Origin of the sequence: Streptomyces sp. CGMCC 4.7035, assembly GCF_031583065.1 — a bacterium.
Taxonomy (GTDB): domain Bacteria; phylum Actinomycetota; class Actinomycetes; order Streptomycetales; family Streptomycetaceae; genus Streptomyces; species Streptomyces yaanensis.
Genome location: NZ_CP134053.1, coordinates 5,764,856 through 5,777,052 on the forward strand (window position 1 = coordinate 5,764,856; position 12,197 = coordinate 5,777,052).

At 73.9% G+C, this 12,197-nt stretch carries 11 protein-coding genes; 8 read left to right on the forward strand and 3 right to left on the reverse strand.

Annotation, left to right across the window (positions count from 1 at the left end):
• The first annotated feature begins 7 nt into the window (after positions 1-7).
• Together Q2K21_RS25245 and cobI are read left to right on the forward strand one after the other, a co-directional pair.
• Positions 8-1,474, forward strand: coding sequence for a cobyrinate a,c-diamide synthase (locus Q2K21_RS25245; protein WP_310775317.1), 1,467 nt, complete (start codon positions 8-10; stop codon positions 1,472-1,474).
• Positions 1,471-2,202, forward strand: a complete 732-nt coding sequence (cobI, locus tag Q2K21_RS25250; protein WP_310775319.1) for a precorrin-2 C(20)-methyltransferase — start codon at positions 1,471-1,473, stop codon at positions 2,200-2,202. Before Q2K21_RS25245 ends, cobI begins: the two co-directional genes overlap by 4 nt.
• Positions 2,203-2,213: 11 nt before the next feature.
• Here the strand turns inward: cobI and Q2K21_RS25255 are convergent, their stop codons facing one another.
• Entirely contained in the window at positions 2,214-2,942 is a 729-nt protein-coding gene (locus Q2K21_RS25255; RefSeq protein ID WP_310775321.1) for a ZIP family metal transporter, read from the reverse strand.
• A 103-nt stretch (positions 2,943-3,045) separates the two neighbouring features.
• Between Q2K21_RS25255 and cobM the strand changes: the two genes are divergently transcribed.
• Genes cobM through cobC form a run of 6 tightly spaced genes read left to right on the forward strand, consistent with a single transcriptional unit; the run spans position 3,046 to position 9,372 of the window.
• The gene (cobM, locus tag Q2K21_RS25260) at positions 3,046-3,864 is read left to right on the forward strand and encodes a precorrin-4 C(11)-methyltransferase (RefSeq protein WP_310775323.1); all 819 of its coding nucleotides are present in this window, start codon (positions 3,046-3,048) and stop codon (positions 3,862-3,864) included.
• Between the two features lie 5 nt (positions 3,865-3,869).
• Complete coding sequence (gene cbiE, locus Q2K21_RS25265; protein ID WP_310781227.1) at positions 3,870-5,111, forward strand: precorrin-6y C5,15-methyltransferase (decarboxylating) subunit CbiE; 1,242 nt, start codon at positions 3,870-3,872, stop codon at positions 5,109-5,111.
• Entirely contained in the window at positions 5,108-6,790 is a 1,683-nt protein-coding gene (gene cobJ / locus Q2K21_RS25270; protein ID WP_310775324.1) for a precorrin-3B C(17)-methyltransferase, read from the forward strand. The genes cbiE and cobJ overlap by 4 nt, the downstream gene beginning before the upstream one ends.
• The gene (locus tag Q2K21_RS25275) at positions 6,787-7,371 is read left to right on the forward strand and encodes a precorrin-8X methylmutase (protein ID WP_310775326.1); all 585 of its coding nucleotides are present in this window, start codon (positions 6,787-6,789) and stop codon (positions 7,369-7,371) included. The genes cobJ and Q2K21_RS25275 overlap by 4 nt, the downstream gene beginning before the upstream one ends.
• Complete coding sequence (locus Q2K21_RS25280) at positions 7,368-8,309, forward strand: sirohydrochlorin chelatase (protein ID WP_310775328.1); 942 nt, start codon at positions 7,368-7,370, stop codon at positions 8,307-8,309. The genes Q2K21_RS25275 and Q2K21_RS25280 overlap by 4 nt, the downstream gene beginning before the upstream one ends.
• Positions 8,299-9,372, forward strand: a complete 1,074-nt coding sequence (gene cobC, locus Q2K21_RS25285; RefSeq protein WP_310781229.1) for an Rv2231c family pyridoxal phosphate-dependent protein CobC — start codon at positions 8,299-8,301, stop codon at positions 9,370-9,372. Before Q2K21_RS25280 ends, cobC begins: the two co-directional genes overlap by 11 nt.
• Positions 9,373-9,915: 543 nt before the next feature.
• Here the strand turns inward: cobC and Q2K21_RS25290 are convergent.
• Together Q2K21_RS25290 and Q2K21_RS25295 are read right to left on the reverse strand one after the other, a co-directional pair.
• Complete coding sequence (locus Q2K21_RS25290; RefSeq protein WP_310775329.1) at positions 9,916-10,875, reverse strand: SCO1860 family LAETG-anchored protein; 960 nt, start codon at positions 10,873-10,875, stop codon at positions 9,916-9,918.
• 198 nt (positions 10,876-11,073) lie between these two features.
• A complete protein-coding gene (locus Q2K21_RS25295) occupies positions 11,074-12,165 on the reverse strand; it encodes an amidohydrolase family protein (RefSeq protein WP_310775331.1) in 1,092 nt (363 codons plus the stop codon).
• Positions 12,166-12,197 lie beyond the last annotated feature (32 nt).

Here is a 12,197-nt window from a genome sequence, read left to right on the forward strand (position 1 = left end):
CGTGGTGATGTCCTCGTCCGTGCCCCGACTGGTCATCGCCGCGCCCTCGTCGGGCAGCGGCAAGACCACCGTTGCCACGGGATTGATGGCGGCCTTCGCCCAGCGGGGGCTCGCCGTGTCCCCGCACAAGGTGGGGCCCGACTACATCGATCCCGGGTATCACACGCTCGCCACCGGGCGCGTGGGGCGGAACCTCGACGCCTACCTGTGCGGGCCGGAGCTGATCGCGCCGCTGTTCCTGCACGGGGCGCGCGGGTGCGACCTCGCTGTCGTCGAGGGTGTGATGGGGCTGTACGACGGGGCCGCCGGGGAGGGTGAACTGGCGTCCACGGCCCATGTGGCGAAGCTGTTGCGGGCTCCGGTGGTGCTCGTGGTCGACGCGTCGTCGCAGTCACGGTCGGTGGCGGCGCTGGTGCACGGGTTCGCGTCCTGGGATCCGGAGGTGCGGGTCGGGGGCGTGATCCTCAACAAGGTCGGGTCCGACCGGCATGAGGAGTTGTTGCGGGAGGCTCTGGACTCGGCGGGTGTGCCGGTGCTCGGCGTCCTGCGGCGGGCTCCGCAGGTCAGCACGCCGTCGCGGCACCTCGGGCTGGTGCCTGTCGCCGAGCGGCGGGCGCAGGCCTTGGAGGCTGTCGCCGCGATGGCCGCGCAGGTGCGCGAAGGGTGCGATCTGGAGGCCTTGCTGGGGCTGGCGCGGGGTGCGGGTGCGTTGGCGGGTGCGGCTTGGGATGCGGGTGAGGTCCTGGTTTCCTCGCCCCCGCCGCCCCTTCCCTTCCCGTCCCTGGGGGCTGCGCCCCCAGACCCCCATCGGCCTGAACGGCCTCGTCCTCAAACGCCGGACGGGCTGATTGATGCCGGACCGGGTTTGAAGGCACCGGTAGTTGCCGTTGCCGGTGGTGCGGCGTTCACGTTCTCCTACACGGAGCACAGTGAGCTGCTCGCCGCCGCCGGAGCCGAAGTCGTCACCTTCGATCCCCTGCGTGATGAGAGGCTCCCGGACGGTACACAGGGGTTGGTCATCGGCGGTGGGTTCCCCGAGGTGTACGCCTCCGAGCTGTCCGCCAACGAAGCCCTCCGCAAAGCCGTCGCCGAGCTCGCGCTGAGCGGGGCTCCCGTCGCCGCCGAGTGTGCCGGGCTGCTGTATCTGTGCCAGGAGCTGGACGGACAGCCGATGTGCGGAGTGCTCGACGCCACCGCCCGCATGAGCGAACGGCTCACCCTCGGCTACCGCGACGCCGTGGCCGTCAGCGACAGTGTTCTCGCCGCGGCCGGGACCCGGATGCGCGGGCACGAGTTCCACCGGACCGTCGTCGAGCCCGGTGCGGGGGCGGCTCCCGCCTGGGGGGTGCGCGCCCCTCGGCGGCGCGTCGAAGGTTTCGTACAACAAGGTGTGCACGCGAGTTATCTGCACACGCACTGGGCCGCCGCGCCCGGTGTGGCCCGTCGGTTCGTGGAGAGGTGCCGGACGTCATGAGCAGCAGACTGATCGGAGTCGGGGTGGGCCCCGGCGACCCCGAGCTGGTGACCGTCAAGGGCGTCAACGCTCTGCGGGAGGCCGACGTCGTCGTTGTACCCGTGATGGACAGCGGGGAGCGCGGGCGCGCCGAGGCGACCGTGCTGCACTACGTGCCCGAGGAGAGGGTCGTACGTGTCGTGTTCGCGCTCAACGAGCGCAGCGACCGCGCGCGCCGCGAGGCCGCCTGGGACGCCGCCGGGGAGCGCGTGGCCGGACTGCTGCGCGAGCACGCCGTCGTCGCCTTCGCCACCATCGGCGATCCGAACGTGTACTCGACCTTCACCTATCTCGCGCAGACCATCGAGCAGCTCGTGCCCGGCACCGTCGTCGAGACCGTGCCCGGCATCACCGCCATGCAGGACCTCGCCGCGCGGTCGGGGGCCGTCCTGACCGAGGGCACCGAGCCGCTCACGCTGGTGCCCGTCACCGCCGGTTCCGCCGTGCTCAAGGACGCCCTCGACGGGCCCGGCACCGTCGTCGCGTACAAGTTCGGGCGGCAGGCGCATGAGGTCGCCGAGGCGTTGCGTGAGACCGGGAGGCTCGACGACGCCGTGTGGGGGTCGGCGCTCGGGCTGCCGGAGGAGTCCATCCGCCCTGCCGCCGACCTCGACGGCGGTCCGCTCCCCTACCTCTCCACCCTCATCGCGCCCGCCCGGCGTGACGGCACCCGCGGCGGCAAGCTGTGACCGACGGGAGATCAGCCCGCGAGGCCCACCACCAGCCAGATGAACGCCGCGCCCGCGACCGTGCACAGCAAGGTCGAGCGGGCGGGGTGGACGTGGTGCGCCTCCGGGAGGATCTCGGCGGCGGCCAGGTAGAGGAGTGCGCCGCCGAAGAGGCCCAGATAGCCGCCGAGCAGTCGCTCGGGGATGGTGAACGCCAGGGTGGACGCCGCGCCCAGCACGGGCGCCGCCGCGTCCGCGACGAGCATCGTGAGGGCCTTGCGGCGCGCGTTCCCGTACAGGCTCGTGATCGTGTAGGTGTTGAAGCCGTCCGCGAAGTCGTGCGCGACGACCGCGACCGCGACCGCCGCGCCCATGCCGCCGCCCACCTGGAACGCGGCGCCGATCGCGACACCGTCCATGGCGCTGTGCCCGACCATCGCCGCGGCCGCCGTCAGGCCCACCTCGGGCGCCCGGTGGTTGTGCTCGTCCGCCCCGTGCGCGGCACGGCGGGCAGCGAGCAGGCGTTCCACCAGGTGGGCCAGCAGGAAGCCGGCCACGAACAGCAGCAGCGCGGCCGGTACGCCGAACACCTCGCCGCCCGCCGCGCGCAGCGCCTCCGGCAGCAGGTCCAGGCCGACCACGCCGAGCATCAGTCCGCCGGCCAGGCCGAGGACGAGATGACGGCGGTCGGTCACGCGCTGTGCCGTCCAGCCGCCCGCCAGCGTCATGAGGAACGCGCCGAGCGCGACGAAGACCGCCATATGACCTTGCTGTCCAATCCATACCGGTGTGCACAGGACCGGCGGCCCTGTGCACACCGGCGTTTCGCACTGCTGAAGCATTCGTAGGAAAGGAAAGATTCCCATGGCCGATGCCACCACCGGCAAGGTGACCTTCGTCGGTGCCGGCCCCGGCGCCGCCGACCTGCTGACGTTCCGCGCCGCGCGCGCCATCGCCGAGGCCGACGTCGTGATCTGGGCGGCCAGCCTGGTGCAGGCGGAGGTCCTGGAGCACGCGCGGGAGGGCGCCGAGATCCTCGACTCGGCGGCCATGTCCCTGGAGGACGTCGTCGCCGTCTACCGGCGGGCTCGCGAAGAGGGCCTGCGCGTCGCCCGTATCCACTCCGGCGACCCGGCCCTGTGGGGCGGTACGCAGGAGCAGGTCGACCGGTGCGCCGAGATCGGGATCGAGACGGAGGTCGTGCCCGGCGTCTCGTCCTTCTCCGCCGTCGCCGCGCTCGCCCAGCGGGAGCTGACGATCCCCGAGGTCGCGCAGTCCGTGATCCTCACCCGGCTCGGCGGCGGCAAGACGCCGATGCCGCCCGGGGAGGAGGTGCGCGAGTTCGCTCGGCACGGGACGACGATGGCGATCTTCCTGTCCGCTGCCCGCAGCGGGCAGCTGGTGCGGGAGCTGCTGGAGGGCGGCTATCCGACGACCACCCCGGTCGTCGTCGCCTACCAGGCCACCTGGCCCGAGGAGCTGGTCGTGAGGTGCACGATCGGCACGCTGGAGGAGACCGTCAAGGAGCACAAGCTCTGGAAGCACACCCTCTTCCTGGTCGGCCCGGCGCTGGACGCGCACGGCACGCGCTCGCACCTCTACCACCCCGGCCACTTCCACGGTTACCGCAAGGCCGACCCCGAGGCCCGCAAGGCCCTGCGCGCACGGGGTGCCGGCACGTGAATCGCCTGATCACCGTCGTCGGTACGGGCACGGGGGCGCCGCTTCCCGAGGACGTCCTGGCCGGGGCGGACCTCGTGGTGGGCGGGCGGCGGCATCTGGAGGCCGCGCCGGTGCCGGACACCGCCGAGCAGGTCGTCCTGGGGCCGCTGGCACCGGCGCTGGACATCGTCGGGCAGTACGTCGAGAAGGACCGGCCGGTCGTCGTGCTGGCCTCCGGTGACCCCGGGTTCTTCGGGATCGTGCGAGTGCTGGCCGAGCGGTTCGGGTCCGAGCGGCTCGACGTACGGCCGGGTGTCTCCTCCGTGGCCACCGCCTTCGCGCGGGTGGGGCTGACGTGGGACGACGCGGTGGTGGTCAGCGCGCACGGGCGGGCTGTACGGACGGCGGTCAACGTCTGCCGGGCCCACCCGAAGGTCGCCGTGCTGACGGGGCCCGGTTCCGGGCCCGCCGAGCTGGGCGCCGCGCTCGCCCACGAGCCGGGCGGGCGTGTTCTCGTCGTCGCCTCCGCGCTGGGCGACCCCGACCGCGAGCACGTCGAACGGGTCACCCCTGCCGAGGCCGCCGCCCGCGACTGGGGTGGGGCGGTGAGCGTGGTGCTCTGCCTGGACGAGGCCCGGGCGCTCGGCGCCGTGCGGACGGTCGCCGGGCCACCGCCCGGACCCGCCGGGTGGGCCCTGGACGAGACCGAGTTCACGCACCGCGACTCGATGATCACCAAGTTCGAGGTCCGGGCGCTGGCCCTGGCCCGGCTCGGCCCGCGCCTGGGCGACCTGGTCTGGGACGTCGGCGCGGGCTCCGGGTCCGTGGCCGTGGAGTGCGCGCGGCTCGGCGCGGCCGTCACCGCGATCGAGAAGACCGCGGACGGCGTCGAACGGGTCCGCGCCAACGCCGAGGCGCACGGCGTCGACGTCCGCGTGGTGCACGGGGCCGCGCCCGCCGCGCTGTCCGGCCTCGACGACCCCGACGCCGTGTTCATCGGCGGCGGGGGGCGCGAACTGCCCGCCATCGTGACCGCGTGCGCCCGGCGGGCCCGGCGGGCGGTGGTGGTCGCCATGGCCGCCCTGGACCGCGTACCGGCGGCGCGCGAGGCGCTCGTCGCGGCCGGGTTCTCCTGCGACGGCGTGCTGTTGCAGTCGTCGCGGCTCGCGCCGCTGCCGGGGGACGTGTCCCGGCTCGCGGCGACCAACCCTGTTTTCCTGCTGTGGGGCACGCGGCCTCCGGCGCGTACCGAAGGAGTTGCTCTGTGATCGGCCTCATTTCCGCCACCGCGGCCGGGGCGGCTGCGCGGGACCGGCTGGCCGCGGCATGGCCCGACCGTACGCGGGTGTACGACGGGCCCGTCGGGGATGCCGTCCGGGCCGCCTTCGCGGAGTGCGAGCAGCTCGTGTGCTTCCTGGCGACGGGGGCGGTCGTTCGGCTGGTCGCCCCGCTGCTGGGCGACAAGACGTCCGACCCGGGTGTGGTGTGCGTCGACGAGGGCGGGCGGTTCGCCGTGTCCCTGGTCGGCGGGCACGGCGGCGGCGCCAATGAACTGGCCGTCGAGGTGGGTGAGCTGCTGGGCGCCGAGCCGGTGGTGACGACCGCGACGGACGCCGTGGGGCTGCCGGGCCTCGACACGCTCGGGTTCCCGGTGGAGGGCGATGTCGCGGGGGTCTCGCGGGCGCTGCTCGACGGGGAGCCGGTCGCCCTCACGGCGGAGGTGAACTGGCCGCTGCCGCCGCTGCGGGTCGCCGCCGAGGGCGCGTACACGATCCGGGTCACGGACCGCGCCGTCGAGCCCGCCGAGCAGGAGGTCGTCCTGCGGCCGCCGTCCCTCGTCGTGGGTGTCGGCGCCTCCAAGGGCGCGCCCGTCGACGAGATCCTCGGCCTCGTCGAGGGTGCGCTGCTGGACGCCGGGCTCTCCGTGAAGTCGGTCGCCGAACTCGCCACCGTCGACGCCAAGTCCGACGAGCCCGGGATCGTCGAGGCGGCCAAGCGGCTCGGGGTGCCCGTGGTGACGTACGCCGCCGAGGAGTTGGCGAAGGTCGAGGTGCCCAACCCGTCCGACGCGCCGCTCGCCGCGGTCGGCACGCCGTCCGTCGCCGAGGCCGCCGCGCTCGTACGGGACGGCGAACTCCTGGTTCCCAAGCGCAAGTCGGCCGCGCGACCGGCGATGGCGACCTGTGCCGTCGTACGGCGGCCGGGGCGTGGGCGGCTGGCCGTCGTCGGGCTCGGGCCGGGCGCCCGGGACCTGCTGACGCCGCGCGCCAAGGCCGAACTCCGGCGTGCGTCCGTACTCGTCGGGCTCGACCAGTACGTCGACCAGATCCGCGATCTGCTGCGGCCCGGCACCCAGGTCCTGGAGTCGGGGCTCGGCGCGGAGGAGGAGCGGGCGCGCACGGCGGTCGCGGAGGCCCGGAAGGGTCATTCCGTCGCGCTGATCGGCAGCGGGGACGCCGGGGTGTACGCCATGGCCTCCCCGGCGCTCGCGGAGGCGTCCGACGACATCGACGTGGTCGGTGTGCCGGGCGTCACGGCGGCTCTCGCGGCCGGGGCGATCCTGGGCGCGCCCCTGGGCCACGACCATGTGTCGATCAGCCTCTCCGACCTGCACACCCCTTGGGAGGTCATCGAGCGGCGGGTGCGGGCCGCGGCCGAGGCGGACCTCGTCGTCACCTTCTACAACCCGCGCAGCCGGGGCCGGGACTGGCAGCTCCCGAAGGCGCTCGCGATCCTCGCCGGACACCGGGAGCCGACGACGCCGGTCGGTGTCGTACGGAACGCGTCGCGGCCGGACGAATCCAGCCGTCTGACGACCCTGGCCTCGCTCGACCCGGCGACGGTCGACATGATGACGGTCGTGACCGTGGGCAACACGGCGACCCGTGAGATCGCGGGGCGCATGGTGACGCCGCGCGGCTACCGCTGGCAGGAGGAGTCGAAGTGAACCGTGTGGTCCACCCGATCGAGCAGGAGTCCTTCCGGCGGCTGCGGGCCCGTCTGGACACCTCGCACTTCGCGCCGCTGACGCGGGCGGTGGTGGAGCGGGTCATCCACTCCGCCGCCGACCTCGACTACGCGAGCGATCTCGTCATGGACGAGGGCGAGCTGGAGAAGGCGCATGCCGCGCTGCACGACGGCGCGCCCGTGGTCGTGGACGTGGAGATGGTCGCGGCCGGGATCACTCGGCGGGAGACCGTCTGCCGGCTCAAGGACGCCAGGTCCGGCCCGGGGATGACGCGCTCGGCGCACGCGATCCGGCTCGCGTACGAGGACGTCGGCCCCGGAGCGCTCTGGGTGATCGGCTGCGCGCCGACCGCCCTGGAGGAGCTGCTGAAGCTGGACGCCTCGCCCGCGCTGGTGATCGGTCTTCCGGTCGGTTTCGTCGGCGCGGCGGAGTCCAAGGCCGCGCTGCGCGAGAGCGGGCTGCCCGCCGTGAGCAACGTGTCCGAGAAGGGCGGTTCGGCGGTCGCCGCCGCCGCGCTCAACGCCCTGCTGTACCACCCCACTTCGAAGGAGACCCCGTGACCACCCCGCCGCCCGCCCTGCTCATCGCCGGCCATGGCACCCGGGACGATGCCGGCGCCGAGGCGTTCCGCGACTTCGTCCGGGAGCTGGGGCGCCGCCACCCCGAACTGCCCGTCGCGGGCGGCTTCATCGAGCTGTCGCCGCCGCCGCTGGGTGAGGCGGTGGCCGAGCTGGTGGAGCGTGGGGTGCGCCGGTTCGCCGCCGTGCCGCTGATGCTGGTGTCCGCCGGGCACGCCAAGGGGGACATCCCGGCGGCGCTGGCCCGGGAGAAGGAGCGGCACCCCGGGATCTCGTACACGTACGGGCGCCCGCTGGGCCCGCACCCGGCGCTGCTGAGTGTGCTGGAGCGGCGCCTGGACGAGGCCCTCGGGGGTGCGGCGCGCACGCCCGAGGACCGGGCCGACGTGACCGTGCTGCTGGTCGGGCGCGGGTCGACGGACCCGGACGCGAACGCCGAGGTGTACAAGGCGGCGCGGCTGCTATGGGAGGGGCGCGGGTACGCGGGCGTGGAGACGGCGTTCGTGTCGCTGGCGGCGCCGGACGTGCCGAGCGGCCTGGACCGGTGTGCGCGGCTGGGCGCGAAGCGGATCGTCGTGTTGCCGTACTTCCTCTTCACCGGCATTCTGCCGGACCGGGTGCGGCAGCAGACGGAGGGCTGGGCGGCGGCGCACCCGGACGTCGAGGTGCGGTCGGCGGACGTGATCGGTCCGGAGCCGGAGCTGCTCGACCTCGTGATGGAGCGCTACGAGGAGGCGCTGAAGGGCGACCTTCGCATGAACTGCGACTCGTGCGTGTACCGGATCGCGCTGCCGGGCTTCGAGGACAAGGTGGGGCTGCCGCAGCAGCCGCACTTCCACCCCGACGACGACGGCCACCATCACGGCCATGGACACCACCACGGACACCACGGCGGGCACACACACTCCCATGCGCACTGAACACGAGGGTGGGCAGCACGACCTGCGGCACCACGGGGACGCCGAGGTCCGTGACGACGGTGCGGAACTGACCGACCTCGCGGTGAACGTGCGCGCGGACACGCCCCCGGTGTGGCTGCGCGAGGTGATCGCCGGGTCGCTGGGCGGGCTCGCGGCGTACCCCGACGGGCGGGCCGCGCGGGCGGCGGTGGCGGCGCGGCACGGTCTGCCGGTCGAGCAGGTGCTGCTCACGGCGGGCGCGGCCGAGGCGTTCGTGCTGCTCGCGCGTGCGTTGAAGGTGCGTCGACCGGTGGTGGTGCATCCGCAGTTCACCGAGCCGGAGGCGGCGTTGCGGGATGCCGGGCACACGGTGGAACGGGTCCTGCTGCGGCAGCGGGACGGCTTCCGCCTGGACCCGGTGCTGGTTCCCGAGGACGCGGATCTGGTGGTGATAGGCAACCCGACGAACCCGACGTCGGTACTGCACCCGGCGGCCACGGTCGCCGCGCTCGCCCGTCCCGGGCGGACGTTGGTGGTCGACGAGGCGTTCATGGACGCGGTGCCGGGGGAACGGGAGGCGCTGGCGGGCCGGACGGACATCCCCGGTCTGGTGGTCCTGCGCAGTCTCACCAAGACCTGGGGGCTGGCGGGCCTGCGCATCGGCTACGTCCTGGCATCCGCGGAGACGATCGCGGAGTTGGAGCGGGCGCAGCCGCTGTGGCCGGTGTCCACTCCCGCGCTCGCGGCGGCTGAGGCGTGTGTGTCGCCCCGGGCGCTGGCGGAGGCGGCGCACGCGGCGCACCGGGTGGCGGCGGACCGGGCGCATCTGGTGGCGGGGCTGCGGGAGTTCGAGCCGGACGGGCTGTGGGTGGCGGAGCCGGCGGAGGGGCCGTTCGTCCTGATCCGCCTTCCGCGGGCGACGGCGGTGCGGCGTCACCTGCGGGGCCTTGGGTTCGCGGTGCGGCGCGGGGATACGTTTCCGGGGTTGGGGGAGGAGTGGCTGCGGTTGGCGGTGCGGGACCGGGCCACGGTGAATCGGTTCTTGCAGGCGCTGGACCGGGCGCTGACGCTGACGACACGCTGAGCGGGTTTTCCGCCCCCGCCGCCCCTACCCGTCCCATCCCCCAGGGGCTCCGCCCCTTCAACCCCACCGGGGGCTCCGCCCCCTGAACCCCTGGCGGGGACTGCGTCCCCTGCACCCCTCCCGGGGCTCCGCCCCTGGACCCCGCAGGGCTTCGTCCCCTGCACCCCCCGCGGGGCTCCGCCCCTGGGCCCCGCTGGGGCTCCGCCCCCTGAACCCCAGCGGGGACTGCGTCTCCTGCACCCCTCGCGGGGCTCCGCCCCTGGGCCCCGCTGGGGCTCCGCCCCAGACCCCTCTTCGGGGGCCAGCCCCCCGGACCCCCGCTCCTCAAACGCCGGAGGGGCTGAATTCGCCGCACCGGCTGGATTTGGCGGACGGGCTGGATTTGGCGGTCGGCATTATTCAGCCCGTCTGGGGGTCCCCCCTGCTCGAAGAGCTTGGGGGAGTTTGAGGACGAGGCCGTCAAGGCCGACAGCGGGGGTCCGGGGGCGGCAGCCCCCAGGGACGGGAAGGGTAGGGGCGGCGGGGGCGAAAACACCCCCGGGATCAGCCGCGGCGGCGCCGCGCCATCCCCACCGCTCCCCCACCCGCCACCAGCAACGCAACCGCCCCACCCACGATGTACGGCATCGCCGAACTCCCCCCGGTCTCCGCAAGACCCGTCTCCGCATGAGCGCCCTGCGGCCTCACACCCCCCGCCCGGCCGTCCGCCCGGCCGTCCACCGAGTCCCCCGCCGCAGACGCCCCGGACGACGCACCGGAAGACGGCCCGGCAGACGCCGCCGGGACCGGCGTCTCACAGGTCACCCCCGCCAACGTCACCGTCCCCGTCACCTCCGCCACATTCAGCTTCAGCGGATTCACGGACACCGTCAGCCGCAGCGCGGACGCGGCAGCCGTCCGCGACGTCGTCCGGGTCGGCGACACATCGAGCCGTACCTCCCCGACCCCCGGCACCTTCACCTCCGTCGGCCCGCCCGCCGACACCGTCACCTTCCTGCCGAAAATCGTCACCCCGCCCAGCAGATTCGCCGTGGCGACCGGTTTCCTGCCCGCCTCGCACACCGCGCGGGACGTCACGCCCTCCACCTCGATCAGGGACAGCAGCGGCAGCCCGGGCACATGGACCCGGGCGTGCGCGAGGTTCGTGGAGGCCTCCGCCCTCGTCGCGGTCACCGTCGCCTTCGCCGTGGCGGTCTCCGCCCGCAGCACGGTGAACGGACGGCCGCCGTTCACGCCGTCCAGCGAGGCCGTGAGCGCGGTCCGGTTCGCGCTCCGCGGCGCCTGTACCTCGTTGAGGGAGACCGTGAGGGGAACGTTCACGGTCTTGTTGAGCAGGGACACATCGAGGCCGGTGCGCAGCACGACGGCGGTCGCGCGACCGTGGTCGGTGGTCGCCCGCGCGGAGCCCGCGCCGGCCAGCGCAGCGGGACCGGCGGCCAGGGCGGTGGCCACCGCGACGGTGGTCAGACGACGTGCGGGCATGCGGAAAGTGGTGCCGTTCACGGGTGGGACCCCCAGAGATGACTTGCTTGGGACCCGGAAAGAATTACGCACCACGGGTGAACCGTCAGCGAGACCGCACGGCTTCACTCCATCGTGGATTCCTCGCGAACGTATTCGAAACCGGCAGCACGTCCGTTCCCTCCGGTCACCTCCGCATCCCCCACACCGGGGGCGTGACCGGAGCGCGGTGCACGGCGCCTACCCGACCACCCTCCCGTTCAGCACCACCCGCCGCGGCGCCGCCAGCACCTGTACGTCCGCACGCGGATCCGCCTCGTACACCACGAGGTCCGCGGGCGCGCCCTCGTCCAGACCGGGGCGCCCCAGCCAGGCACGCGCGCCCCACGTGGTCGCCGACAGCGCCATGACCGGCGGGATGCCGGCGGTCACCAGTTCCGCCACTTCGCCCGCCACCAGACCGTGGGCCAGGGAACCCCCGGCGTCCGTACCGACGTACACGGGGATGCCGGCGTCGTACGCGGCGCGCACGGTGTCGTAGCGTCGTTCGTGCAGCCGTCGCATATGGGCCGACCAGCGCGGATACCGAGCCTCCCCGCCGTCCGCGAGCCTCGGGAAGGTCGCGATGTTGACCAGGGTCGGCACGATCGCGACGCCCCGCTCAGCGAACAGCGGGATCGTGTCCTCCGTCAGGCCCGTCGCGTGCTCGACGCAGTCGATGCCCGCCTCGACCAGGTCCCGCAGCGAGTCCTCGGCGAAGCAGTGGGCCGTCACCCGCGCACCCAGCCGGTGTGCCTCCGCGATCGCCGCCCGGGCCGCCTCACGCGGCCAGCACGCGGACAGGTCCCCGGCCTCCCGGTCGATCCAGTCGCCGACCAGCTTGACCCAGCCGTCGCCGCGCCGGGCCTCCTGGGCGACATACGCGACGAGGTCCTCGGGCTCGATCTCCCAGGCGTAGTTGCGGATGTAGCGGCGGGTGCGCGCGATGTGCCGGCCGGCCCGGATGATCTTCGGGAGGTCGTCGCGGTCGTCGATCCAGCGCGTGTCCGAGGGGGAGCCCGCGTCACGGATCAGCAGGGTGCCGGCGTCGCGGTCGGTCAGCGCCTGCTTCTCGGAGACGTCCTCGGCGACCAGGCCATGGGCATCGAGGCCGACATGGCAGTGCGCGTCGACGAGGCCGGGCAGCGCCCAGCCCTCGACGGTACGGACGTCGCGGGCGCCGGCCGGGCGGTCGTACGAGATCCGGCCGTCGACCACCCACAGCTCGTCGCGGACCTCCTCGGGTCCGACGAGCACCCGTCCCCTCACGTGCAGCACCGCGCGTTCGCTCATGTACTGCACCTTAGTTCGCGTGCTGCTCGCCC